This is a genomic window from Streptomyces sp. NPDC059816 (genome assembly GCF_042732055.1).
Taxonomy (GTDB): domain Bacteria; phylum Actinomycetota; class Actinomycetes; order Streptomycetales; family Streptomycetaceae; genus Streptomyces.
On sequence record NZ_JBHWIQ010000006.1, the window covers coordinates 198,202 to 222,006 of the forward strand.

Genomic DNA, 23,805 nt, shown 5'->3' on the forward strand with positions numbered 1-23,805 from the left:
TTTCGCTCTTGTGATCGATCACACACGGATTTCTTCGGAACGGGTCCCGAAAATTCCGCTTAAAGCGAACATCCCCTGCGTGTCGGGGGGCAGTGTGTCAGATCGGGAGCGTGACGCGCATCACGAGCCCTCCACCCTCCCGAGGCTCCGCGATGATACGGCCCCCGTGCGCCCGCGCCACCGATCGCGCGATCGAGAGGCCGAGACCCACGCCCTTGTCGCTGCCCGTCCGCTCGGTCCGCAACCGACGGAAGGGCTCGAAGAGGTTGTCGATCTCGTAGGCGGGCACCACCGGCCCCGTGTTCGACACCACGAGCACCGCCTGCCCGTGCTGCTCCCCGGTGACGACCTCCACCCAGCCGTCCTCGGGGACGTTGTAGCGGACGGCGTTCTGCACCAGGTTCAGCGCGATCCGCTCCAGGAGGACGCCATTGCCCTGGACCACCACCGGCTGGCACGTCCCGCGCAGCTCCACACCCCGTTGCTCCGCCTCGGCGTGCACCTGCTCGACGGCCCGCGAGGCGACCTCCGCGAGGTCGACCGGTTTGCGCTCCACTATCTGGTTGTCGCTGCGGGCGAGCAGCAGCAAGCCCTCCACCAGCTGTTCGCTGCGCTCGTTGGTGGCCAACAGGGTCTTGCCCAGTTGGTGCAGCTCCGGCGGCGCTCCGGGGTCGGAGAGGTGGACCTCCAGCAGCGTGCGGTTGATGGCGAGCGGGGTGCGCAGCTCGTGCGAGGCGTTGCCGACGAACCGCTGCTGGGCGGTGAAGGCCCGCTCCAGCCGCTCCAGCATGTCGTCGAAGGTGTCCGCCAGCTCCTTCAGCTCGTCGTCCGGGCCGTCCAGCTCGATCCGTCGGCTGAGGTCGGAGCCGGCGACCTGGCGGGCCGTACGGGTGATGCGGCCGAGCGGCGACAGGACCCGTCCGGCCATCGCGTACCCGAAGGCGAAGGCGATGACGCTGAGGCCCAGCAGGGCCATCAGGGACCGGCTCAGCAGGTCGTCCAGGGCGTGCTGGCGCTGCCGGTTCATGCAGACGTCCAGCGCGCTCTTGAACTCCTCCGGGCTCTTCCACGTGTTCTTCAGCTCCGGACAGTTGGGGCTGATGTTCTGCACGCTGCCTTCGACCAGGTTGAACGGCAGGGCGTTGCCGACGTGGACGGCCTGCGCGGCCAGCAGGTAGATGATCGACAGCAGCAGGATGCCCGCGATCAGGAACATGCCGCCGTACAGCAGGGTGAGCCTTATCCGGATCGTCGGCCGCAACCAGGGGAAGGGCACTTCGGGGCGCCGGGGCGCCCAGGTGGGCTTCGGAGGCGCCCCGGGGGGCGGGGGCGGGATCGCGGCCACGTGGATCAGATCCGGTATCCGGAGCCGGGCACGGTGATGATCACCGCGGGCTCACCGAGCTTGCGGCGCAGGGTCATCACCGTGACGCGGACCACGTTGGTGAAGGGGTCGGTGTTCTCGTCCCAGGCCTTCTCCAGCAGCTGTTCGGCCGAGACGACGGCCCCCTCGCTGCGCAGCAGCACCTCCAGGACCGCGAACTCCTTGGGCGCCAACTGCACCTCGCGTCCGTCGCGGAAGACCTCGCGGCGGTTGGGGTCGAGCTTGATCCCGGCGCGTTCCAGCACGGGCGGCAGCGGCACGCTGGTGCGCCGGCCCAGTGCCCGGACCCGGGCGATCAGCTCGCTGAACGCGAACGGCTTGGGCAGGTAGTCGTCGGCGCCGATCTCCAGGCCCTCGACGCGGTCGCTGACGTCACCGGAGGCGGTGAGCATCAGCACCCGGGTCGGCATGCCCAGCTCGACGACCTTGCGGCAGACGTCGTCCCCGTGGACGAGCGGCAGGTCACGGTCGAGCACGATGACGTCGTAGTCGTTCACCCCGATGCGCTCCAGGGCGGCGGCGCCGTCGTACACCACGTCGACCGCCATGGCCTCCCGGCGCAGTCCGGTGGCCACCGCATCGGCGAGCAGCTGCTCGTCCTCGACGACGAGTACGCGCACGTCGTTAGTCCTTCCTCTGGCGCCCGGGCGCCAGAGGGCGCGGCCGGGCGACACGAATCGTGGGGTGAGGGCTCCATCCTGCCTCTTTCGGTCATAAACCGGCGGTAAGGCGGGAGGGACCGAGGGGAGAACGCGGGAGGGACCGCGGGGGCGTCCGGGAGGGTGATCGGGAGGGTGATCGGGAGGACGGCCCGAGAGGGCGGCGCCTTCCGCGGCGCCTCCCCGCGAATCTCGCGATTCTCGGCCCGTGGAGGTTTCCCCGCGCGGGTGCGGGGGGAGGACGACCACACACCCGCGATCACATCGTGCAGGGGCACGTCCCGACCGGCTTCCGCAGAGCCGTGTTCGAACTCCCGTAGAGCCGTGTTCGACGTGATCGCCCCTCCCCAGGGCACATCCCCGTGCCGCCGACCCACGACCCAGGACGAGGGGGCGCACCCATGGACGCATTCACCGCAGGACTTCTGCAGCGCATCAGGACGACCGAGTCCGACCTGACCCGTGCCCGCGAAACGGGCGACGACTTCCTTGTCGAGGTGGAACAGTCCGAACTGGACGACCTCCGCCGGCTGGCCGCCGAACACGGCGTCGCCGTCGAACAGGGCTCCGCACGCGTCTGAGCCGCCTTCGCGGGAGCCCGGGAGCCCTTCGTGGGAACCCCTCCCCTGGTGCCGTTCGGCTCCCCGCACCGCTCGACGGCGGCTTCCTGCCATCCTGCAATCACCCCTGAGACACCCTGAGGCACCCTTCGACGGGCCCCGGCACGCGTGCCGGGGCCCGTCGTCGTGGGCCGTCGTCGTGGCGCGGGAGGCCGGCAGGGCGCCCCGCAGGGTCCTGTGGGGCACCCTGCGGCCTCCCTGGGCCCCGTGGCGTCGGGACTCAGTCGTGCCAGGCGCCCAGCTCGTCCAGGAGCGTCTGGAGCGGCTCGAAGAGGCCCGGCGGGGCGGCCACGACCAGTTCGCCGGAGGCGGGCTCCCCCGGACGGCTCCCGGTGCGCGCACCGGCCTCGCGGGCGACGAGGTCACCCGCGGCCAGGTCCCACGGGCGCAGTCCGCGCTCGTAGTAGGCGTCCAGCCGGCCGGTCGCCACGTCACAGAGGTCGATCGCCGCCGATCCGGCCCGGCGGATGTCGCGCACCCGCGGGATGAGGTGGGCGACCACCTCGGCCTGCCGGGCGCGGCGCTCGGCGAGGTAGCCGAAGCCCGTGCCGACCAGGGCCTGCTCGAACGGAGGTGCGGGGCGCGTACGGGCGGGAGCGTCGTTGACGAAGGCCCCGCCGCCGAGGACCGCGTGGTAGGTCTCGCCGCGCAGGGGGGCGTACACCACCCCGACGACGGTCTCACCGGCCTTGCGCACGGCGATGGACACGGACCAACTGGGCAGGCCGTAGAGGTAGTTCACGGTGCCGTCCAGGGGATCGATCACCCACTCGACCCCGGAGGTGCCGGTGCGGTCGGCGCCCTCCTCGCCGAGGACGCCGTCGTCCGGCCGGCGCTCGGCGAGCAGTCCCGTGATCAGCTTCTCGGAGGCGATGTCCATCTCGGTGACCACGTCCACGGCGCTGCTCTTGGTCGCCGCCACCCCCAGGTCCGCGGGGCGGGAGTCGCGCAGCAGGTCCCCCGCGCGCCGGGCGGCCTCCCGGGCCACCTCCAGCAGTTCGGCGGTGGTGGCGTCCCCGCCCGCCGGTCGGCCCGTGGTCGCTGTCATCGCGTGCTCTCCTTGTCGACGGCGGTGGTGTCGGTGGCGGCAGTGGCCTCGCCATATGCGCTGTCCGCGCCGGCGACGGTCGGCTTCGGGGTGCGTGCCGGGCAGCAACCGACGGGGCAGAGGTCGTGGCTGGGGCCGAGGGCGCCCAGCGCGCAGCGTTCCACCGTCCGCCCGCTCTCGGTGGCGGCCCGTTCCCGCACCAGTGCGCGGACCGCCGCGGTGAACCGGGGGTCGGCTCCGACGGTGGCCGAGCGTCGGACCGGGAGCCCCAGCTCGGCGGCCTTGGCGGTGGCCTCGGTGTCGAGGTCGTACTTGACCTCCATGTGGTCCGAGACGAACCCGATGGGCACCATCACCACCGAGGGTGCCCCCGCCGCCTGCGCCGCCTCCAGGTGGTCGCAGATGTCCGGCTCCAGCCAGGGGATGTGGGGGGCGCCCGAACGCGACTGGTAGACGAGTTGCCAGGGGTGGTCCCGGCCGGTGCGCTCCCGGACGGCGGCGGCGATCAGTCCGGCCACCTCCCGGTGCTGGGCGACGTAGGCGCCGCCGTCGCCGTGGTCCTCGACGGGGCCCGAGGCGTCGGCCGCGGCGACGGGAATGGAGTGGGTGGTGAACGCCAGGTGGGCGCCGGCGCGCACCTCGGCGGGCAGGTCGGCGAGGGCGGCGAGCACCCCGTCGACCATGGGCTCCACGAACCCCGGGTGGTTGAAGTAGTGCCGCAGCTTGTCGACGCGGGGCACCGGCAGTCCCTCGGCGTCCAGCGCGGCGAGGGCGTCGGCGAGGTTCTCGCGGTACTGGCGGCACCCGGAGTACGAGGCGTAGGCGCTGGTGACCAGGGTCAGCACCCGACGGTGGCCGTCCGCGACGAGTTCGCGGAGGGTGTCGGTGAGGTAGGGGGCCCAGTTGCGGTTGCCCCAGTACACCGGCAGGTCGAGCCCGTGGTCGGCGAAGTCCTTGCGCAGGGCGTGCAGCAGGGCGCGGTTCTGGTCGTTGATCGGACTGACGCCGCCGAACAGGAAGTAGTGCTGCCCGACCTCCTTCAGCCGCTCCCGGGGGATGCCTCTGCCCCGGGTGACGTTCTCCAGGAACGGGACCACGTCCTCGGGCCCCTCGGGGCCGCCGAAGGACAACAGCAGCAGGGCGTCGTACGGGGCTGGGGACCGGGGGGCATCGAACGCGTCGGGCATGTCTGTGATCCTGCCACTTGGTACCGGTGGCGCCCACAGGAGCCCGCGCGCCCTCGGAGAACGCGCCCTCGACTTGCGCCGCACCACCCGTCGGATGATCCCTTTTCCCCGACAAGTAAGCTGAATCGACCAATAAGCTGTATTGGCCATCAATGTGACTTGCTCGACCGGCTCCGTCGTGGGCCCGCAACGGAGCGTGCCGTGCCCAGCCCCTACCGCCTGATCTTCTCCGCACCGGGCACCCGGGCGTTCTCCGCCGCGGGGTTCATCGGTCGACTGCCCCTGTCGATGATGGGCATCGGCGTGGTGACCATGGTGTCGCAGCTGACCGGCCGCTACGGCCTCGCCGGCGCGCTGTCGGCGACCATCGCCCTGTCCGCGGCGGTGATCGGCCCGCAGGTCTCCCGGCTGGTGGACCGGCACGGCCAGCGGCGGGTGTTGCGCCCGGCCGCCCTGATGTCGCTGTTCGCCGCGACCGGGCTGCTGCTCACCGCCTCGCTGTCGGCACCGGACTGGACCCTGTTCGTGTTCTCGGCGTTCATCGGCTTCACCCCGAGCGTCGGCTCGATGACCCGCGCACGGTGGGCGGTCCTCTACCGGGACACCCCGCACCTGCACACCGCGTACTCCCTCGAATCGGTGATCGACGAGGTCTGCTTCATCTTCGGCCCGATCATCTCGATCGGTCTGTCGACGGTCTGGTTCCCGGCGGCCGGCCCGCTGCTTGCGGCCGTCTTCCTCGCCGTCGGCGTCTTCTGGCTGACCGCCCTGCGGGCCACCGAACCGGTTCCGCACCCGCGGGAGCACCACACCAAGGAATCGGCGCTGCGCTCGCGGGGCCTCCAGGTGCTCGTGGCCACGTTCGTGGCGACCGGGGCGATCTTCGGTTCCGTGGACGTGGTGACCGTGGCCTTCGCCGACGAGGAGGGGCACAAGACCCTGGCGAGCGTGGTGCTGGCGCTGTACGCGGCCGGTTCCTGTCTGGCGGGTGTCCTGTTCGGACTGGTGCGGTTCACCGGCGAGCCCCCGCGCAGGTGGCTGCTGGGCGTCCTCGCGATGGGCCTGAGTATGATCCCGCTGCAACTGGTCGGGAACCTGACGCTCCTGGCCGCGGCGCTGTTCGTCGCGGGGCTGGCCATCGCACCCACGATGATCACGACGATGGCCCTCGTCGAACAGCACGTGCCACGCGCGAAACTGACCGAGGGCATGACCTGGGTGAGCACGGGTCTCGCGGTCGGGATCGCGCTCGGTTCCTCGGCGGCGGGCTGGGTCATCGACGCGGCCGGCGCCCGGGCGGGGTACGGGGTGTCGGGTGTTTCCGGTGCCGTCGCGGTGGCCGTCGGGCTCCTGGGGTACCGCCGGCTGGGCAAGCCGGTGCCGCAGCGGGGAGGGGCCCTCGAAGATGACGAACGGCAAGACCGGCACGTGGCGTAACTGGGCCGGGAACGTCCGGGCCCGCCCGGCCCGGGAGGTCACGCCCGCTTCGGTGGAGGAGGTCGCGTCCGCCGTGCGCCGGGCCGCCGAGGACGGCGTGCGGGTGAAGGCGGTCGGCTCGGGCCACTCGTTCACCTCGGTCGCCGCCACCGACGGGGTGCTGATCCGGCCGGACCTGCTCACCGGCATCCGTCGGATCGACCGGGCGGCGATGACCGTCACGGTGGAGGCGGGCACCCCGCTCAAGCGGCTCAACCTGGCCCTGGCGCGCGAGGGCCTCTCGCTCACCAACATGGGCGACATCATGGAGCAGACCGTGTCCGGGGCGATCAGCACCGGCACCCACGGCACCGGGCGGGCCTCCGCGTCGATCGCCGCGCAGGTCCGGGGCCTGGAACTGGTCACCGCCGACGGTTCGGTGCTGGCCTGCTCGGCCAAGGAGAACCCGGAGGTCTTCGCCGCCGCCCGGATCGGACTGGGCGCACTCGGTGTGATCACGGCGGTCACCTTCGCGGTGGAGCCCCTGTTCCTGCTCGCCGCGCGCGAGGAACCGATGGACTTCGACCGGGTCACCGCGGAGTTCGACGAACTGGTGACGGAGAACGAGCACTTCGAGTTCTACTGGTTCCCCCACACGGAGAACTGCAGCACCAAGCGGAACAACCGCAGCGCGGGTCCGGCCCGACCCGTGGGGCGGATACCCGGCTGGATCGAGGACGAACTGCTCGCCAACGGCCTCTTCCAGGCCGTGAACGTTCTGGGCCGGGCGGCGCCCGCCACCGTCCCGGCCCTGGCCAAGGTCACCAGCCGTGCCCTGTCGGCACGCGGCTACACGGACGTGCCGTACCGGGTCTTCACCAGCCCGCGCCGGGTGCGCTTCATGGAGATGGAGTACGCCCTCCCGCGCGAGGCCGCGATGGCCGCACTGCGCGAACTGCGGTCGACGATCGAACGGTCGGGGCTGCGCATCAGCTTCCCCGTGGAGGTGCGCACCGCACCCGCCGACGACATCACCCTCTCCACGGCGTCCGGACGGGAGAGCGTCTACCTGGCGGTGCACCTGTTCCGGGGCACCCCGTACCGGGAGTACTTCACCGCCGCCGAACGCGTCTTCACCGCCCACGCGGGACGCCCCCACTGGGGCAAGGTGCACACCCGGGACGCCGGGTACCTCGCCGGGGTCTACCCCCGTTTCGGGGAGTTCACCGCGCTGCGCGACCGGCTCGACCCGGACCGCCGCTTCGGCAACGACCACCTGCGGCGGGTGCTCGGGGACTGAGTGCGCTTCGGCACGCCCCGGCGCACGGCGGCTGACCGTCGCTCACCCTCGCTCACGGCGAGGGCGTACCGCCTCGCTTCCCGTCCCCCGGTGCCCCTGCGGTGCCCGACGGGGGCTGCGAGGGGGTCGGCGCGGGGGACGAACCGCCGCCCGGGGTTTGTCCCCCGGCATCGCCGTCCTGGTCGGTGCCCGCGCCGTCGCTCGGCTCGGGGGCGGGGTCGCTGTCCTGGCCGGTGCTCGGCTCCGGGGCGGTCGGGGACACGTCCCCCTGCTGGTCGTCGCTTCCTGAACCCGGGGCGGACGGGGCGTCACCGGTGTCCGGACCGCCGCCCTCGCGCTCGGCGTTCCCGTCGCCGCTCCCGGTCGCGTCGCCGTCGCCGGGGGGTGCGGGCGGCTGATCGTCCGGCACTCCCGGCGAGGGGTCCCTGCGGTCGGGGCCCGGTGCACCGCCGTTGCCGCCACCACCGGTCACGGCCTCGCCGATGGTGGTGCCACCGCCGCCGCCGAACGACTCGCCTACGACGAGTTCGTACGCGGTGATGCCGCCCATCGTCACGCCGAAGACCAGCGCGGCGGCGAGCAGCGGACGCTTCCACCAGCGCACCCGGACCCGGTGCACGGTGCCCTCCCCGTAAACTCCCGGCGCTTCGGCGCCCGGCGCGGGCGTCTCCGGGGAGCGGTCGGCCCGCGGGTCGACGATCCGGAGCAGGCGGGTGTGCTCCTGGTACCCGCCGGACGGGGGGCACCCGCCCGGGGCGCCCTCCCCGGCCGGTACCTGACGGGCCCTCGGCTTCGCCTGCACGGCGGCCCCGCGGAGCTGCTCGCCGGTCCGCGTGAAGAAGTGCTGGAGGACGGCACCGCCGCAGGTGACGACGACGCTCACGAGACCGGCGCCGAGGATCGTGCCGTAGACGCCCGCGTTGGAGGCGAGTTTGGCGGCCACGACCGCGGCGACCGCACTCCCCGCGACCTGCGGGACGTTCAGGTCCCACTTCCGCTTGCCGTCACCCTCCGTGTCCCCCGCACCGATCCCCGTCCGGGGTCCGGTGTCCAACCGGTCGGTCACCCACCGGTCGTCGTGTGCGCCGTCCGGCGTACCCCCGTTCGGCTGCGGTCGCCTGCCGTTGTCCGGCTTCTCGCCCATCTCCGTACCTTGCCTACCCTTCTCGACTTACTGCACGAGAAGGGGACGTACGCACGAAGCGAATAGTTCCGTTTGGGGTGATTGCGTGAAACACGACACGTCTGACGCCCACCCAGGGACCGTGATCCGCCCGGGAACCGTCGCGCGGCCATGCGTCAACTCCCGGCCGCCATGTGAACTTGGGCGGCGCGCCAGTCTTCCCGGATGGCCCGAATGGAGTACTGTTGCGAGCCCTGGGTACCGGTCTCCCTGAGGGGTGCCCGGAGCCGTCCAGATCATCCGGGAGGGGACTCGTTGCACAGGGCGACCAGGTTGGTCACTTAACGTGGCGAACAGGTAACCGTGCCATGACGGCACCCCCGGGCGATTGCCCGACACGCCGGGCAACTCGGCAAGGTTGTGGCAGGCTGCACCCGGGCAGGCCACACTCGACTAGCGGAAGCAGCGACGCACGTGACGTCGGCAGGCACCACCCGGGAGGTCCCCATGCCCGAACTGCGTGTCGTGGCCGTCTCCAATGACGGCACACGACTGGTGCTCAAGGCTGCGGACAGCACGGAGTACACGCTTGCCATCGACGAGCGTCTGCGTGCCGCAGTGCGCGGTGACCGACCCCGTCTCGGCCAGATCGAGATCGAGGTGGAGAGCCACCTCAGGCCCCGTGACATCCAGGCGCGCATAAGGGCGGGCGCCAGCGCCGAAGAGGTCGCCCAACTCGCGGGCATCCCCGTCGACCGGGTGCGCCGGTTCGAGGGCCCCGTGCTCGCGGAGCGCGCCTTCATGGCCGAGCGGGCCCGGAAGACCCCGGTGCGCCGCCCCGGTGAGAACGCGGGACCCCAACTCGGCGAGGCCGTCCAGGAACGCCTGGTGCTGCGCGGCGTCGAGAAGGAGAGCGTGCAGTGGGACTCGTGGCGCCGCGACGACGGGACCTGGGAGGTCCTGCTCGTCTACCTGGTCGCCGGTGAACCGCACTCGGCGAGCTGGACCTACGACCCGCCGCGCCGTCTGGTGCAGGCCGTGGACGAGGAAGCCCGGTCGCTGATCGGCGAGTCCGAGGACATGGCCGCGCCCGAGCCGAGCTTCCCGTTCGTGCCCCGGATCGCCCGGCTGCCCCGCGACCGGTCCATGGACCGCGCGCTGGACCGCGCCCTTCCGCCCGCCGAGGCCGACGACACCGTCACCACCGCCACGGGCGAGGGCAGGGACTCCCTGACCAGCCTGTTGGAGGCGGTGCCGAGCTTCCGCGGGGACATGGTGGTGCCCGAACGTCCGGGCGCGGCCGACGGCCCGGACGACGAACCGGAGACGGAGGCCGACCCCGCAGCGGCCGAACCACCGGCGCCCGCCGCGTCGGCCGGTGCCGGGTCGGCCTACGCCGACGTGCTGATGCCGCGCGCCGTCACCAGCCACCGCGACCGGTTGGTCGGCGCGACCGACCGCCAGGCCGAGGCCGACGGCGTACGACCGGGCCGCCGGGCCGCCGTGCCCAGCTGGGACGAGATCGTCTTCGGCACCCGCCGCAAGAAGCAGGACTGACCCGCCGCCGAGGACCAGCCGTCACGGTGGACTGACCCACCGGGGCGGCCCGCCGCGGGCCCGCGCACCCGAAACGCCCGCCAGGCCCGGCTCATCCGCCGCCCCCGGTGTGTCGACCCGTGGCTGGACACACCGCACGACGGCCGTACGGCCGTCGTGCGGCACCCACCCCCTACCGGCCGGGTACGTCAGCCGGTGGCCGGGTCACTGCGGTTCGGCGCCCTTCGCCACCGGTCGGGAGGTGTCCGCGGACCACTCCGACCAGGACCCGACGTACAGGGCCGCCGGGATGCCCGCGACCGCGAGGGCCAGCACCTCGTGCGCCCCGGAGACCCCGGAACCGCAGTACACCCCCACCGGGGACGCCCCGTCGGCGCCCAGGGAGGCGAACCGGTCGGTCAGCTCCTCGGCCGAGCGCAGGCGGCCGCCCTCGACGACGTTCTCGCTGGTCGGCGCGGAGACGGCCCCCGGGATGTGGCCGCCCACCGGGTCGATCGGCTCCACCTCGCCGCGGTACCGCTCACCCGCCCGCGCGTCGAGCAGCAGTCCCGACCGGGCGACCTTCGCGGCTCCGTCCGCGTCCAACAGGGGCACCGCGCCCGGGGCCGGAACGAAGTCGCCGGGCGCGGGGCTCGGCCGCCCCGACTCCAGCGGGCCCGTCCAGTGCGCGAGCCCGCCGTCCAACACCCGCACCGAGGGGTGTCCCGTCCAGCGCAGCAACCACCAGGCCCGGGCCGCCGCCCAACCCTGTCCCCCGTCGTAGACGACGACGTCGCGGTCGACCGAGACCCCGGCCGCGCGCATCACGGAGCCGAAGCCCTCGACGTCCGGCAGGGGGTGCCGACCGGCGGGGCCCGCGGGGCCGGCGAGTTCGGCGTCAAGATCGACGAAGACGGCCCCCGGCAGATGCGCCTCCTCATAGGCTCCCCCCAGATGGGGGCCGCCGAGCTGCCAACGGACGTCGAGCACCACCGGCGGGGTGGGCCCGGTGAGGTCACCCTCAAGTGCGGATGCGGAGATGATGGCATTCATGTCCCCATCCTGGCGCACGGACTGGCCACGACGGCCCGTCCCGGATAACGTCCAGGCCCTGGCTTGGCCGAGCACACGCTGTACTCCATCAGGTACGCGCGGTACAAAAGATCGGCATTGATTGCGCGTGGCGCGAAAATGACCGAGAAACGTCTCTCAATGATCGCTGGTTGGCCACCAGCAGACGGAGGAGAAAGCGACCATGACCGAGGCACGGCAGGCAGCCGGCCGACGGGACGGCGCGGAGCAGAACCGGCGCGTTCCGGGCACCCCTTCCTGGGTGAGCCTGATGACGCACGGGATGACCGCGACCCAGGAGTTCTACCGAAGGCTCTTCGGCTGGGAGTTCCAGCCCGGACCGCAACAACTCGGGCCCTATGCACGGGCCCTGCTCGACGGACGGGAGGTCGCCGGCGTCGGCCAGGTGCCGGACGGCCGACGGCTCCCGGTGGCGTGGACGCCCTATCTGGCGTCGGACTCCGCGGACACCACCGCCGCCACCGTGCGCCAGTGCGGCGGCACCGTGGCCGTGGGCCCGCTGGACGCGGCGGACGCCGGACGGATGGCCCTCGCCTCCGACCCGGGCGGCGCCGTGTTCGGGATCTGGCAGGGCGCCGCGATGAAGGGGTACGCCGTCACCGGTGTGCCCGGAGCACCCGTGTGGCACGAGTTGATCACCCGCGACACCGCGAGCGTGACCACCTTCTACCAGTACGTCTTCGGCTTCACGACCCGACCGGCGGACCCGGCGGGCACCGCGGCCGACGGGGGCACGGACCGGCTGACGCTGCTCCTCGACGGGCGTCCGGCGGCCGGGGTGAGGGGCGTCGGCGCCGCGTTGCCGGCCGAGCGGGGCGCCCACTGGCTGACGTACTTCGCCGTCGCCGACCCCGACGAGTCGGTGCGGCGGGCGGTCGACCTGGGCGGGCAGTTGCTCGCCCCGCCCGCTGACGGTCCGCTGGGGCGCTCGGCGACCGTCGCCGACCCCGAGGGTGCGGTGTTCGCGCTCCTCCACCGGGGCTGAACACCACCCTGCCCGCGGCCCCTCCCGACACCGTCCGGGCCGGGAGGGGCCGCGGGTTCAGGGCTGGTTGACCGGAAGCACGTCCGGGGACAGGGCACCCGCCCGGGCCGCGGCCGAGGTCATGCGGCGGCGGTGGTGCCGACGGCACAGGACCTCGTAACCGACCATCTCCGCCGGGCGGTTCACGTCGCCCACCACCACCTGGGCGCCCTCGACGACCATCTCCCCGCCGATCGTGCGGGCGTTGTGGGTGGCCCGGGCCCCGCACCAGCACAGGGCCTCGACCTGGAGCTGTTCGATCCGGTCCGCCAGCTCCATCAGTCGCTGCGAACCGGGGAAGAGCCGGGTGCGGAAGTCGGTGGTGATCCCGAAGGCGAACACGTCCAGGCCCAGGTCGTCCACGATCCGGGCCAACTGGTCGATCTGCTCCGGGGCGAGGAACTGGGCCTCGTCGACGATCACGTAGTCGGCCTTGCCGCCCTGGGAGAGCTGGTTCACCAGGTACGCGTACAGATCCATGTCCTGGGCCGCCTCGACCGCCTCCGTCACCAGGCCGAGCCGGGAGGACAGCTTGCCCTCGCCCGCCCGGTCGTCCCGGGTGAAGATCACGCCCTGGAGTCCGCGGGCCGACCGGTTGTGTCCGATCTGGAGCGCCAGGGTGCTCTTTCCGCAGTCCATGGTTCCGCTGAAGAACACCAGCTCGGGCATGGGGAGACGAGCACCTTTCGAGGGGCGGGAACCCCGGACGGGCCGAAGGCGTTGCCGGGGTGGGGAACGGTGGGTGGGGCGTGGGCCGTCAGGAGCGTACTTCGAGGAGGGGGACGAGCTGTTCGGCAGGGGTCAGGGAGCCGTGGTTGCCGATGAGGACCGACTCCTTGGGCTCCCGCTCACTGGCGATGATCAGGACGTCGTCCCGGGCGGCGGCCACCACGTCGCCGATGCGCCCGTGGACCCGGGGGTCGACGCGCGGGCCGAACCAGCCGGCGGCGATGGCCTCCTCCCGCCCGGCGACCCAGAACTGCTCCCCCAGGACCTCCCGCCACACGGCGAGGACGTCGGACTCGGCGCCGGGCACCGCGTAGACGTGCCGGGCCCGGCCCTCCCCGCCGAGGAGCGCCACCCCGGCCCGCAGCTCCCAGTCCTCGTCGACGTCGAAGCGGTGCTCCGGATCGAGGGGGATGTCCACCATGCCGTGGTCGGCGGTCACGTAGAGCGCACTGCGCGGCGGGAGCTGTTCGGCGAGCCGCTGGACCAGCCGGTCGACGTACATCAGCTGGCCCCGCCAGGCATCGGAGTCGATGCCGTACCGGTGCCCGTTGCCGTCGACCTCGGCGTAGTAGGTGTAGACCAACGAGCGGTCACCGGCGGCGAGTTGCTCGGCGGCGACGTCCATCCGGTCCTCACCGGACAGGCGCCCGTGGAAGGTGCCCCCACTGAGCGCGACCTGGGTGAGCGGGGTGTTCTGGAAGTGCGGGGCGGACACCTGCGCGGTGTGCACGCCCGCCTCGTGGGCCAGCTGGAAGACCGTCGGGTGCGGCTGCCAGGTGCGCGGCGCCGTCCAGGGGTACCACCGGAGCTGGTTCATCAGCTCGCCGGTGCCGGGGTTGCGCACCGCGTACCCCGGGAGGCCGTGCTCACCCGGTGGCAGGCCGGTGCCCACGGAGGCCAGCGAGGTGGCGGTGGTGGCCGGGTAGCCGGTGGTGAGGGGGCGCCCGGTGCCGCCGAGGGAGCTCTCGATCAGGGCGCTCATGAACGGCGCCTCGTCGGGGTGGGCCCGCAGCTGTTCCCAGCCGAGGCCGTCGATGAGGAAGACGCAGTTGCGATCGGCGGGGGTGAGCTCCGGTATCGCGCTCACCGTCCCGGGGACCGCCATGCCCGCGGCGAGCGTGGGCAGCAGATCGGCCAGCGAGCCCGAACCGTACGCGGGCACGGGCGCGGAGCCGACGGGCAGGGGTTCCACGGGGTCCCAGGCGGACTGCACCATCAGTGGGTGGTCTCCGCAGTCGCCTCGGAGAGGGCCTGGGCAAAGGCGAGGGTCTGCCGGACGGCGTCGATGCCGTCACCGGCCTCGCTCACCCGCAGGCTCAGGTCGTCGGCGGTGGTGCTGCCGGTGTAGCCGTGATCGGCCTCGCAGTTGGGGTCCCCGCAGGCGGCGGGTTCGAGGTCGATCCGGGAGACGGCGCCCCAGCCGATGGTCAGCACCACCTCGCGGGGCAGTGTTCCGGGGGTGTACGCCTCCGGGTTGGCGACGACCCGACTGACCACGACCGAGGAGATCCGGTCCAGCTTCACGGACTCCGTGGAGGTGGTCGCGAACGGCGTCGGCGAGGTGCCGTCGGCCGCCTGCTCATCGGTGTGGCTCACGATGAAGCGGGTACCCGTGAGGACGAGCACGGTGACGTGCCTGCGGACCTCGTTGGCGTCGAAGGTGGTCTCCTGGTGGACCAGGTACGAGCCGATCGGCTCGCCGCCGACCGCGGCCTCCACCGCCTCGGCCACCAGAGCCGGGTAGTAGCCGCTGCGCTCGATCGCCGTGCGCAGCCCCTGGGTCGTCGTACTGGTCTTGGCCATGGCGCCCATCCTACGGCCCCCGCGCGTGCCCGAGGTGACTCAGGAGGTTACCTGGTGGGCGGGAGTGTGCGGCGTCACGGACGGGAAAGGTTCGAGCCAGTGTCACCGGCCGTCGTCGTGGCCGGTGGGGCTCCCGTGACCGGGCCCTGTCAGTAGGCGGGCAGGGTGCGCGGGCCCAGGTCGTCCCGGGCGGGTGGCCGCGCGAGACGGACCGAGGCGCCCAGCACGGAGAGTCCGTACTCGGCCACGACGACGGGTTCCAGGGTGATGCCGACGACCTCCGGGTGCTCGTCCACGAGGAGGGACACCCGCAGCAGGAGGTCTTCGAGGGCGGCGGTGTCGGCGGGGGCGGAACCGCGCCAGCCGAAGAGCACGGGTGCGGTACGGATGGCCCGCACCACGGAACGGGCGTCGCGGTCGGTGACGGGGATCAGTCGGTGCGCGGTGTCGCCGAGCAGTTCGGAGGCGGCTCCGGCCAGCCCGAAGGAGAGGACCGCGCCGACGATCGGATCGATCACGGTCCGCACGACGGTGTCCACCCCGCGCGGGGCCATCGCCTGGACGACGGGTCGCAGTTCCCGGGGGGTGCCGAAGGACTCGGCCAGCTCGGCGTAGGCCCGGCGCAACTGGTCCTCGTCGGCGAGGTCGAGGCGGACGCCGCCCAGGTCGGCGCGGTGGCGCAGGTGCGGGGCGGTGGCCTTGAGGGCGACCGGGTAGCCGAGCAGCTGGGCGGCCGCGACGGCCTCGTCGGGGTGGTCGGCGGGGAGCGTGGCGTGGACGGCGATGCCGTAGTGGGCGAGCAGGGCGCGGGCCGGGTCGTCGGGGAGGGCGAAGCCGCGCGGGTCGTCGGCGGTGGTGGAGGCGTCGAGCTGGGTGGCGATCAGTTCGGCGGCTGCGGTGCTGCCGATGCCGTCGAACTCGGGCACCCGGCCGGGGTCGGCGGCCTCGCGGCGCCACTGGGCGTACTTGACGGCCTCGCCGAGCGCCCGCACGGCCCGCTCGGTCGCCGGGTACGCGGGGATTCCCACGGCGGTCGGGGCGGCGGCCGAAGCCGGCGGGGCGTCGGGTGCCCCGGGCGCGGGGGCCGACCCACCAGAAACCGGGGCGACCGGGACGACCGGGACGGCGGCGGGGCGGGGGGCCGGCGCGGTCCCCGGGGCAGCGGGCCGGCGCACCGTTGCGCTGGCCTCCGCGAGCGCTTGGGCCAGCCCGCCCAGTTCGACGTGGGCGACCGCCACCGGCTTGCCGGGGTGCGCCGCCGCGGCGGCGCGCAGGGCCCCGGCCAGTTCCTCGTCGCTGCCGCCGCCCTCGCCCACCCGGGGGATGGCGGTGACGATCACCGCGTCGCACGCCTGGTCGGCGAGGGCCCGGCCCAGGGCGTCCTGGAACTCCGCGGGCGTGGCGGCGGTCCCGAGGTCCAGCGGGCCCAACGGACGGAGCCCTTCGGAGAGGCAGGCGTCATAGGTGAGCAGGCCCAGCGACTCGGAGTTGCCGAGGATCGCGACCCGGGGCCCGGCGGGAAGGGGCTGGCCCGCGAGCATCAGACCGACGTCGACGAGTTCGGTGATGGTGTCGACCCTGAGCACCCCGGCCTGCCGCAGCAGGTCCGCCACGGTGGCGTGCGGCAGCCGGGTCGCCGGGACCGCGTGCCCCAGCGGGGAGACGCCCCGGTGCCGGGCGCCCTGGACGACGACCAGCGGCTTGGTGGCGGCGGTGCGCCGGGCGAGCCGGGCGAACTTGCGGGGATTGCCGATGGACTCCAGGTACATGAGGGCGACGTCGGTGTCGGGGTCGTCGTACCAGTACTGGAGGACGTCGTTGCCGGAGACGTCCGCGCGGTTGCCCGCCGAGACGAAGGTGGACACCCCGGTGGCACCGGTCACCCCGCCGCCGCGCCGGTGCAGCCGGGACAGCAGGGCGATGCCGATCGCACCGGACTGGGCGAACATGCCGACCCGGCCGGGCCTCGGCAGCCCGGGGGCGAGGGAGGCGTTGAGACGGGTCGCGGCGGAGGTGTTGACGATCCCGAAGGCGTTCGGGCCGATCAGGCGCATGCCGTACGAGCGGACCTGGCGGACCAGGTCGCGCTGGCGCTCGCGGCCCTCCTCGCCGAGGTCGGCGTACCCGGCCGAGACGACGACGAGGCCCTGCACCCCGTGCGCCCCGCACTCGTCCACCACCTCGGGCACCCGCTCGGCGGGGACGGCGACCACCACGAGGTCGACGCCCGCCCCGATGCCCGACAGGGACCGGTGCGCGGGCACCGAGTCGATTTCGGCGAGGTCCTCGGGGAACGCCTTGTTCACCGCGTACAGGTCGCCGGTGAACCCCGCCGACACCAGGTTGTCCAGCAGGGCCCGACCGGCACCGCCCGGGGCGCGCCCCACCCCGACGACCGCGACCGAACCGGGGCGCAGCAACCGCTGCACCGAGCGGGCCTCGGCGCGCTGTTCGCGGGCCCGCTGCACGGCGACGGACGCCTCGGTGGGCTCGATGGCGAACTCCAGCCGGACGACGCCGTCCTCGAAGCTGCGCTTCTGTTGGTAGCCGGCGTCCGTGAACACCTTGATCATCTTGGTGTTGGAGGGAAGCACTTCGGCGGCGAAGCGGCGGATGTCGCGCTCCCGGGCGACGGCGGCGATGTGTTCGAGCATGGCGGAGGCGACGCCCCGTCCCTGGTGGGCGTCCTGCACCAGGAAGGCGACCTCCGCCTCGTCGGCGGGTGCGGACGCGGACCTGCCGTGGGCGTCGATGCGGTCGTAACGGACGGTGGCGATGAACTCGCCGCCCACCGTCGCGGCGAGGCCGACCCGGTCCACGAAGTCGTGGTGGGTGAAGCGGTGCACGTCCTTGTCGGAGAGCTGCGGGTACGGGGCGAAGAACCGGTAGTACTTCGACTCGTCCGAGACCTGCTCGTAGAAGCTGACCAGCCGGTCGGCGTCCTCGACCGTGATGGGCCTGATGCGCGCGGTGCCCCCGTCGCGCAGCACCACGTCGGCTTCCCAGTGGGAGGGGTACTCGTGCTGGTCCGGCGGGTTCTGCATGGGGCCCAGCGTACGGGTCGCGGTCCGGGCGGGGGCGGGGCAGGCTGAGGTCACCGCGCACGGCCGGGCGGTGCGCCGACCGGGCGGTGGCGGGTCGGCGGCGGCCCGGCGTCCGAGGGGCGGCGGGAGCTGCGGTACCGGGCGGGAGGTACGGAACCGGCGGGGCGACCGACCGGGCGGTGTGGACACGCGTTCCGCCGGCCCTGGGGACGGGGGCCACTGCTGTGGGAGACTGGTCTAGACAACCGAACAGAGCCTTGCAACCTTGCGTACCCGAAGGGCAGCATCACATGGCTGAGCGCCGCGTCAACGTCGGTTGGGCCGAGGGTCTCCACGCCCGCCCCGCCTCCATCTTCGTCCGGGCGGCCTCGGCCACCGGCGTCCCCGTGACGATCGCCAAGGGCGACGCCGCCCCGGTCAACGCCGCCTCGATGCTGGCGGTCCTCGGGCTCGGTGCGCACGGCGGTGAGGAAGTCGTCCTCGCCTCCGAGGCGGAGGGCGCGGACGCGGCCCTGGACCGACTGGCCAAGCTGGTGGCCGAGGGCCTGGAGCAGCTTCCCGAAACGGTCTGACCGCGGTCCGCGCGTGGGTGTCCGTCGACATCGGGGGACACCCACGAAACCAGCGAATTACCGCGCCGCACATTCGGCGATGAATTCCCGGAAATCCCCGTGCGAATAAACGACACAAAGACACGGCGCATCCCGGTGAATTCCCTCGAAGCGCAGCGCCAGCGATTGACGGTCACATCGTTGCGGCCCTTTGTTACGGGACGACGCTTCCCGTGTTGACGGGATGTTTCGACGCCCCCGCGCGCCGGAGCGGCTCCGGGCGGCGCGCGACCTTGCGGCGGTGCGCCGCGATCCCGCGCTCCGTGTGCACGGCCATGAGCGCGCCGGCCCGCTCCGCGTCGCGCCGGGTCACCGCGTCGACGATCGCGCCGCGCTCCGTCCACTCCTCGGCGGGCCGCTGAGCGGGCTCGACCGTGTACATCCAGGCGGTCTTGTGCCGCACCTGGGTGAGCATGGCGATCAGCCCGTGGCTGGCGCACGCCTGGATCAGCGTCTCCTGGAACCAGCTGCCCAGGGCGCGCAGCTCGTCCCCGGTCCCGTTGCCCGCCCGCTCCTGGCCCAGGCGCACCAGTCCACGCAGCACCTTCAGATGGGCGTCCGTGCGCCGTTCGGCCGCGCGGGACGCCCCCAGGGGCTCCAGCAGCCGTCGCACGTCGAGCAGGTCGGCCGCCTCCCGGTCGGTCGGCTCGGCGACGCAGGCTCCCGCATGTCTGCGGGTGACCACGAACCCTTCGGCCTCCAGCGTGCGCAACGCCTCGCGCACCGGGACGCGGGAGACTCCGTAGCGGCGGGCGAGCACGTCTGCGGTGAGTCGGCTCCCACGCTCCAGTGCACCGCTGACGATGTCGTCCCGAATGGCCGTGCATACCGAATGGGCGGGAATGCGCATGGGGGGACCTCCGCTTCCGTGCCCGCGAAACGCGGTCGATCGACATTGATTCGGTGACTCTATTGCAGCTCGCCGGAAATTCCGACCGCTCTTCACCGTTCCCTGGAATTTCCGGACGGCGGATTACCCGCCGGCGACCGGGTACCGGGCGCTCGGCCGGTACCGCGCCCGCGGTCCGGGAACGGCGAAAGCCCCGGCCGGGGCCGGGGCTTTCGGTGGTGCCGTCCTGGGGGGGGGAGGCTCAGAGGGACACGCCGTGCGCGCGCAGGTAGGCGACGGGGTCGAGGTCGGAGCCGTACTCGGCGCTCGCCCGCGCCTCGAAGTGCAGGTGCGCCCCGGTCACGTTGCCGGTGGCACCGGCGAGGCCGATCTGCTGGCCCGCGGTGACCGACTGGCCCGCGGTGACGGCCACGGACGACAGGTGCGCGTACTGGGTGTAGGTGCCGTCGTGCATCTTGATGACGACGTTGTAGCCGTAGGCGCCGCCCCAGCCGGCCTCGACCACGGTGCCGTAGCCGACGGACTGGATCGGGGTGCCGGTGCCGGCGTGGAAGTCGATGCCGGTGTGGGTACCGGAGGACCAGATGCTGCCGCCCGCGCCGTAGGAGGTGGAGACGTGGCCACCGGCGACGGGGCTGACGTAGGTCGTCAGGCGCTTGCGCTCGGCCTCGCGGGCCGCCCGCTCCTCGGCCTCGCGCTCCTTGGCGGCCTCGGCCTCGGCCCGGCGCTTCTGCTCGGCGAGGCGCTGCTTGGTCTCCGCCTCGACGAGCTTCTGGGCGGCGGCCTCGTCGGCGGCGATCTGCTGCACCGCGGCCTGGGTGTCGATCTCGTCGGCGACGGCGTCCCCGATGGAGATCGTCTTGGTGAGCCCCGTGTCCTCCAGGGGGGAGGGCTCGTCGACGGCCATGGCGGGGGAGGCGAGGGTGCCGATGACACCGGTGGTGGTCAGCGTGGCGACGCCCGCGACGTTGGCGGTGGTGCGCGACATGCGCGTCGGACGACGGTGCTTCCCGGTGGCGCGGGTGAACGCCATGAAGTGGGTGGTCCTTTCCTTCCTTCTCGCCTACCGGGTTAGCTGACGGGTTCGGAGCAGGAAGGTCTCCTACGGACCCCCTCCGCGTGGCGACGGGCGTCCGATTCACCCCAGGGACGGTTGGGTCCCCGGCTCCCCTGGCTCGCGCTGTACGGGGACTCGGCGATGACTGTCCGGTGCCGCGGCTGCGGCGTACCGCACGACGGGCAGTCGACCTGACGCTAAGCCGGAGATCATTCCCACGACAAACGGATCGGCGGTTTTGTTGCGCACGCCACACCGCGGAACGCAACGTCCGACGCTTTCGGGACATCCGGCCCCGGCGCCCGGGGGCACCGCACTGACGGTGCGTGAAACGCCTGCCGGACACACGAAGGTGCCGTCCCGTCGGACGACGGAACGGCACCCAGCGCGGTCGCTGCTAGCCGGAGACGACCGTGACCTCGCCGATGCCGAGGGCCTTCACCGGCTCCTCGATCTGCGTCGCGTCGCCGACCAGCACCGTCACCAGACGCTCCACCGGGAAGGCGTTCACGACGGCCGCCGTGGCCTCCACGGTGCCGGTGGCGGCGAGCCGCTGGTACAGCAGCCCCTGGTAGTCGTCGGGGAGTTCCTGCTCGACCTGGTCGGCGAGGGTGCCCGCGACGGCCCCGGCCGTCTCGTACTTCAGCGGGGCGACGCCCACCAGGTTCTGCACCGCGACGTCCCGTTCGGCGTCCGTCAGCCCTTCGCCGGCGAGCGTGCGCAGGACCTTCCACAGGTCCTCCAGCGCGGGCCCGGTCGACGCCGTGTCCACGGAACCGGAGATGCCGAGCAGCGCCGCGCCCGTGCCGTTCGCCGTCGAGCGCAGCACCTGGGCGAAGGCCCGCACGCCGTACGTGTAGCCCTTCTCCTCGCGCAGCACGCGGTCCAGTCGCGAGGTGAGCGTGCCGCCCAGGCAGTAGGTGCCGAGGACCTGGGCCGGCCACACCCGGTCGTGCCGGTCGGCCCCGAGACGGCCGATCAGCACCTGGGTCTGGACCGCACCCGGCCGGTCCACGATGAAGACCCGGCCGCTGTCGTCGGCGGTCACCGGGGGCACCAGGCGGGGGGTCGCCGGACCGCCCGTCCAGGCCCCCAGGGTGTCCGCGAGGACCGCGTCGACGTCGACGCCGGTGAAGTCGCCCACGATGACGGCGGTCGCCGTGGCGGGCCGCACGTTCTTCTCGTAGAGGGCGCGCACGGCGGCCGAGTCGATCGCCGCGACGGTCTCCTCGGAGCCCTGGCGCGGGCGGGACATCCGGACGTCCGCGGGGAACAGCTGCTTGTACAGCTCCTTGGCCGCGCGCCGGCCAGGGTTGGCCGTCTCGTGCGGGATCTCGTCCAGGCGGTTGCGGACCAGGCGCTCGATCTCGCTGTCGGCGAAGGCCGGCGCGCGCAGGGCGTCGGCGAGCAGCCCGAGGGCCTTCGGCAGCCGGGAGGCGGGCACTTCGAGGGAGATCCGGACACAGGGGTGGTCGGCGTGCGCGTCGAGGGTGGCGCCGCAGCGCTCCAGCTCGGCGGCGAACTCCTCGGCCGTGTGCTTGTCGGTGCCCTCGGAGAACGCCCGCGCCATGATGGTGGCGACTCCGTCGAGGCCGGCCGGCTCCACGTCCAGCGGGCTGTCCAGCAGCACCTCCACGGCGACGACCTGCTGTCCGGGGCGGTCGCAGCGCAGCACGGTCAGGCCGTTGCCCAGCGTCTGGCGGGCGGGCTCGGGGAAGGCCCAGGGGCGGGCGTCACCGGGCTGCGGCTGGGGGTGGAAGTCCATGGTCACGACTGGCTGGGCCTCGGTCACTTGGCCGCCTCCTCGTCTGCGTTCTCGTCGGCCCCGGCGTCGGCGGCACCGTCCGCGTCGGGCTCCGGGTGGTCCAGCGGCTCGTAGACGAGCACCGCACGGTTGTCGGGCCGCAGCCGCGCCGCGGCGACCTCCCGGACCTCCTCCGCGGTGACGTCCAGGACCCGCTGGACGGCGGTCAGGGCGAGCTGGGGGTCACCGAACAGGACCGCGTACCGACACAGTTCGTCGGCGCGGCCGGCGACCGTGCCCAGCCGGTCCAGCCACTCGCGCTCCAGCTGTGCCTGCGCGCGCTCCATCTCCTCCGGGGTAGGCCCTTCGGCGGCGAAGCGGGCCAGCTCCTCGTCGACGGCCGCCTCGATGGTCGGGACCTCGACGCCGTGCGAGGTCTTCACGTCCAGCCAGCCCAGCGAGGGCGCGCCGGCCAGGCGCAGCAGCCCGAAGCCGGCGCCCACGGCGGTGCGGTCGCGGCGGACCAGTCGGTTGTAGATCCGGGACGACTCGCCGCCGCCCAGCACGGTGAGCGCCAGGTCGGCCGCGTCGCTGGCGCGGGTGCCGTCCTCCGGAAGCCGGTAGGCGGCCATCAGCGCACGCGAGGGGACCTCCTCCTCGACGACCTCGCGCAGTTCCTCGCCGATGACGTCGGGCAGGGCGCCGTCGCGCGGGGCGGGCTTGCCGTCGTGCCCCGGGATGGAGCCGAAGTACTTCTCGACCCAGGCGAGCGTCCGCTCCGGGTCGATGTCGCCGACCACGGACAGCACGGCGTTGTTGGGCGCGTAGTAGGTGCGGAAGAACTCCCGCGCGTCCTCCAGCGTCGCCGCGTCCAGGTCGGCCATCGAACCGATCGGGGTGTGGTGGTACGGGTGCCCGTCCGGGTACGAGAGCGCGGTCAGCTTCTCGAACGCGGTGCCGTAGGGGACGTTGTCGTAGCGCTGGCGGCGCTCGTTCTTGACGACGTCGCGCTGGTTGTCGAGCGATTCGAGGTCGAGCGCGGCGAGCAGCGAGCCCATCCGGTCGGCCTCCAGCCACAGCGCCAGCTCCAGCTGGTGCGCGGGCATGGTCTCGAAGTAGTTGGTGCGCTCGAAGCTGGTGGTGCCGTTCAGCGAGCCGCCGGCGCCCTGGACCAACTCGAAGTGACCGTTGCCCTGCACCTGCTTCGACCCCTGGAACATCAGGTGCTCGAAGAGGTGAGCCAGACCGGTGCGGCCCTTGACCTCGTGGCGCGAACCGACGTCGTACCAGAGGCAGACCGCGGCGACCGGGGTCAGGTGGTCCTCGGAGAGCACCACGCGCAGGCCGTTGGCCAGGCGGTGTTCTGTTGCTGTCAGGCCGCCGGAGCCGGCCTGCGTGGCCGTGTGACCCATGGGCATGTACGTCCCTTCGATCGCGGAAACCGCGGAGAGCACCGCGGGAAGACAAAGCCGTTCTACCGGTCCTGCCACTGTATGCAAGCGCAGCGACGGGTGGCGAAGTTCCCGGCCGGGCTACGCCGACAGCGAGATGCGTGGCGGGTCGAACGGACGGGTCGCG

At 72.9% G+C, this 23,805-nt stretch carries 20 protein-coding genes and 1 riboswitch; of the genes, 6 read left to right on the top strand and 14 right to left on the bottom strand.

What is annotated here, in order from left to right; translation table 11 throughout:
* Positions 1–97: 97 nt before the first annotated feature.
* On the bottom strand, positions 98–1,345 hold the full coding sequence (locus tag ACFV88_RS10800; protein ID WP_385488483.1) for a sensor histidine kinase: 1,248 nt from the start codon (positions 1,343–1,345) through the stop codon (positions 98–100).
* Between the two features lie 5 nt (positions 1,346–1,350).
* Complete coding sequence (locus tag ACFV88_RS10805) at positions 1,351–2,004, bottom strand: response regulator transcription factor (protein WP_385488486.1); 654 nt, start codon at positions 2,002–2,004, stop codon at positions 1,351–1,353.
* 440 nt (positions 2,005–2,444) lie between these two features.
* Between ACFV88_RS10805 and ACFV88_RS10810 the strand changes: the two genes are divergently transcribed.
* Positions 2,445–2,624, top strand: a complete 180-nt coding sequence (locus ACFV88_RS10810; protein WP_385488488.1) for a hypothetical protein — start codon at positions 2,445–2,447, stop codon at positions 2,622–2,624.
* A 259-nt stretch (positions 2,625–2,883) separates the two neighbouring features.
* On the opposite strand, the gene ACFV88_RS10815 is transcribed toward ACFV88_RS10810, so the two are convergent.
* Positions 2,884–3,711 (bottom strand): inositol monophosphatase family protein, encoded by an 828-nt coding sequence (locus ACFV88_RS10815; RefSeq protein ID WP_385488490.1) that lies wholly within the window; start codon positions 3,709–3,711, stop codon positions 2,884–2,886.
* Positions 3,708–4,898, bottom strand: coding sequence for a ferrochelatase (locus tag ACFV88_RS10820; protein ID WP_385488492.1), 1,191 nt, complete (start codon positions 4,896–4,898; stop codon positions 3,708–3,710). The genes ACFV88_RS10815 and ACFV88_RS10820 overlap by 4 nt, the downstream gene beginning before the upstream one ends.
* 201 nt (positions 4,899–5,099) lie before the next feature.
* Here ACFV88_RS10820 and ACFV88_RS10825 point away from each other — a divergent pair, with 201 nt between their 5' ends.
* A complete protein-coding gene (locus ACFV88_RS10825; RefSeq protein ID WP_385488495.1) occupies positions 5,100–6,335 on the top strand; it encodes an MFS transporter in 1,236 nt (411 codons plus the stop codon).
* A complete protein-coding gene (locus ACFV88_RS10830; protein WP_385488497.1) occupies positions 6,304–7,614 on the top strand; it encodes a D-arabinono-1,4-lactone oxidase in 1,311 nt (436 codons plus the stop codon). The genes ACFV88_RS10825 and ACFV88_RS10830 overlap by 32 nt, the downstream gene beginning before the upstream one ends.
* 52 nt (positions 7,615–7,666) lie before the next feature.
* Here the strand turns inward: ACFV88_RS10830 and ACFV88_RS10835 are convergent, their stop codons facing one another.
* Positions 7,667–8,758, bottom strand: a complete 1,092-nt coding sequence (locus tag ACFV88_RS10835) for a hypothetical protein (RefSeq protein ID WP_385488499.1) — start codon at positions 8,756–8,758, stop codon at positions 7,667–7,669.
* A gap of 453 nt (positions 8,759–9,211) precedes the next feature.
* On the opposite strand from ACFV88_RS10835, the gene sepH reads away from it, so the two are divergent.
* Entirely contained in the window at positions 9,212–10,294 is a 1,083-nt protein-coding gene (gene sepH, locus ACFV88_RS10840; protein ID WP_385488501.1) for a septation protein SepH, read from the top strand.
* Between the two features lie 204 nt (positions 10,295–10,498).
* Here the strand turns inward: sepH and ACFV88_RS10845 are convergent, their stop codons facing one another.
* Positions 10,499–11,326, bottom strand: coding sequence for a sulfurtransferase (locus tag ACFV88_RS10845; protein ID WP_385488503.1), 828 nt, complete (start codon positions 11,324–11,326; stop codon positions 10,499–10,501).
* A 202-nt stretch (positions 11,327–11,528) separates the two neighbouring features.
* Between ACFV88_RS10845 and ACFV88_RS10850 the strand changes: the two genes are divergently transcribed.
* Positions 11,529–12,350: a VOC family protein gene (locus tag ACFV88_RS10850; RefSeq protein WP_385488505.1), complete on the top strand. Its 822-nt coding sequence runs from the start codon at positions 11,529–11,531 to the stop codon at positions 12,348–12,350.
* A 57-nt stretch (positions 12,351–12,407) separates the two neighbouring features.
* Here ACFV88_RS10850 and ACFV88_RS10855 read toward each other — a convergent pair whose 3' ends face one another.
* The 4 genes from ACFV88_RS10855 to ACFV88_RS10870 all read right to left on the bottom strand — a co-directional run bounded on the left by ACFV88_RS10855 (position 12,408) and on the right by ACFV88_RS10870 (position 17,965).
* Positions 12,408–13,058: a thymidine kinase gene (locus ACFV88_RS10855; RefSeq protein WP_385488506.1), complete on the bottom strand. Its 651-nt coding sequence runs from the start codon at positions 13,056–13,058 to the stop codon at positions 12,408–12,410.
* Between the two features lie 88 nt (positions 13,059–13,146).
* Positions 13,147–14,334 (bottom strand): alkaline phosphatase family protein, encoded by a 1,188-nt coding sequence (locus ACFV88_RS10860; RefSeq protein WP_385488509.1) that lies wholly within the window; start codon positions 14,332–14,334, stop codon positions 13,147–13,149.
* Positions 14,334–14,921: a DUF5998 family protein gene (locus ACFV88_RS10865; RefSeq protein WP_385488510.1), complete on the bottom strand. Its 588-nt coding sequence runs from the start codon at positions 14,919–14,921 to the stop codon at positions 14,334–14,336. The genes ACFV88_RS10860 and ACFV88_RS10865 overlap by 1 nt, the downstream gene beginning before the upstream one ends.
* 149 nt (positions 14,922–15,070) lie before the next feature.
* Entirely contained in the window at positions 15,071–17,965 is a 2,895-nt protein-coding gene (locus tag ACFV88_RS10870) for a GNAT family N-acetyltransferase (RefSeq protein WP_385488513.1), read from the bottom strand.
* A 290-nt stretch (positions 17,966–18,255) separates the two neighbouring features.
* On the opposite strand from ACFV88_RS10870, the gene ACFV88_RS10875 reads away from it, so the two are divergent.
* Entirely contained in the window at positions 18,256–18,537 is a 282-nt protein-coding gene (locus ACFV88_RS10875) for an HPr family phosphocarrier protein (RefSeq protein WP_385488514.1), read from the top strand.
* Positions 18,538–18,730: 193 nt separating this feature from the next.
* Here ACFV88_RS10875 and ACFV88_RS10880 read toward each other — a convergent pair whose 3' ends face one another.
* The 4 genes from ACFV88_RS10880 to ACFV88_RS10895 all read right to left on the bottom strand — a co-directional run bounded on the left by ACFV88_RS10880 (position 18,731) and on the right by ACFV88_RS10895 (position 23,645).
* On the bottom strand, positions 18,731–19,426 hold the full coding sequence (locus ACFV88_RS10880) for a GntR family transcriptional regulator (RefSeq protein WP_385488517.1): 696 nt from the start codon (positions 19,424–19,426) through the stop codon (positions 18,731–18,733).
* A gap of 241 nt (positions 19,427–19,667) precedes the next feature.
* On the bottom strand, positions 19,668–20,459 hold the full coding sequence (locus tag ACFV88_RS10885; RefSeq protein ID WP_385488518.1) for a M23 family metallopeptidase: 792 nt from the start codon (positions 20,457–20,459) through the stop codon (positions 19,668–19,670).
* Positions 20,460–20,472: 13 nt separating this feature from the next.
* Positions 20,473–20,634: riboswitch (cyclic di-AMP (ydaO/yuaA leader) on the bottom strand.
* A gap of 246 nt (positions 20,635–20,880) precedes the next feature.
* Positions 20,881–22,248, bottom strand: coding sequence for a M16 family metallopeptidase (locus tag ACFV88_RS10890; RefSeq protein ID WP_385488704.1), 1,368 nt, complete (start codon positions 22,246–22,248; stop codon positions 20,881–20,883).
* 23 nt (positions 22,249–22,271) lie between these two features.
* Positions 22,272–23,645 carry a M16 family metallopeptidase gene (locus ACFV88_RS10895; protein ID WP_385488521.1) on the bottom strand — a complete coding sequence of 458 codons (1,374 nt, stop codon included), beginning with the start codon at positions 23,643–23,645 and terminating at the stop codon, positions 22,272–22,274.
* Positions 23,646–23,805: the final 160 nt, after the last annotated feature.

Excerpts from the sequence above, each read along its gene's own strand:
- ACFV88_RS10845 (WP_385488503.1), bottom strand. The coding sequence starts at position 11,326 with ATGAATGCCATCATCTCCGCATCCGCACTTGAGGGTGACCTCACCGGG.
- ACFV88_RS10875 (WP_385488514.1), top strand. The coding sequence starts at position 18,256 with ATGGCTGAGCGCCGCGTCAACGTCGGTTGGGCCGAGGGTCTCCACGCC.
- ACFV88_RS10855 (WP_385488506.1), bottom strand. The coding sequence starts at position 13,058 with ATGCCCGAGCTGGTGTTCTTCAGCGGAACCATGGACTGCGGAAAGAGC.
- ACFV88_RS10885 (WP_385488518.1), bottom strand. The coding sequence starts at position 20,459 with ATGGCGTTCACCCGCGCCACCGGGAAGCACCGTCGTCCGACGCGCATG.
- ACFV88_RS10895 (WP_385488521.1), bottom strand. The coding sequence starts at position 23,645 with ATGCCCATGGGTCACACGGCCACGCAGGCCGGCTCCGGCGGCCTGACA.
- ACFV88_RS10880 (WP_385488517.1), bottom strand. The coding sequence starts at position 19,426 with ATGCGCATTCCCGCCCATTCGGTATGCACGGCCATTCGGGACGACATC.
- ACFV88_RS10870 (WP_385488513.1), bottom strand. The coding sequence starts at position 17,965 with ATGCAGAACCCGCCGGACCAGCACGAGTACCCCTCCCACTGGGAAGCC.
- ACFV88_RS10815 (WP_385488490.1), bottom strand. The coding sequence starts at position 3,711 with ATGACAGCGACCACGGGCCGACCGGCGGGCGGGGACGCCACCACCGCC.
- ACFV88_RS10820 (WP_385488492.1), bottom strand. The coding sequence starts at position 4,898 with ATGCCCGACGCGTTCGATGCCCCCCGGTCCCCAGCCCCGTACGACGCC.
- ACFV88_RS10860 (WP_385488509.1), bottom strand. The coding sequence starts at position 14,334 with ATGGTGCAGTCCGCCTGGGACCCCGTGGAACCCCTGCCCGTCGGCTCC.
- ACFV88_RS10865 (WP_385488510.1), bottom strand. The coding sequence starts at position 14,921 with ATGGCCAAGACCAGTACGACGACCCAGGGGCTGCGCACGGCGATCGAG.
- ACFV88_RS10835 (WP_385488499.1), bottom strand. The coding sequence starts at position 8,758 with ATGGGCGAGAAGCCGGACAACGGCAGGCGACCGCAGCCGAACGGGGGT.
- ACFV88_RS10890 (WP_385488704.1), bottom strand. The coding sequence starts at position 22,248 with ATGGACTTCCACCCCCAGCCGCAGCCCGGTGACGCCCGCCCCTGGGCC.
- ACFV88_RS10830 (WP_385488497.1), top strand. The coding sequence starts at position 6,304 with ATGACGAACGGCAAGACCGGCACGTGGCGTAACTGGGCCGGGAACGTC.
- ACFV88_RS10810 (WP_385488488.1), top strand. The coding sequence starts at position 2,445 with ATGGACGCATTCACCGCAGGACTTCTGCAGCGCATCAGGACGACCGAG.
- ACFV88_RS10850 (WP_385488505.1), top strand. The coding sequence starts at position 11,529 with ATGACCGAGGCACGGCAGGCAGCCGGCCGACGGGACGGCGCGGAGCAG.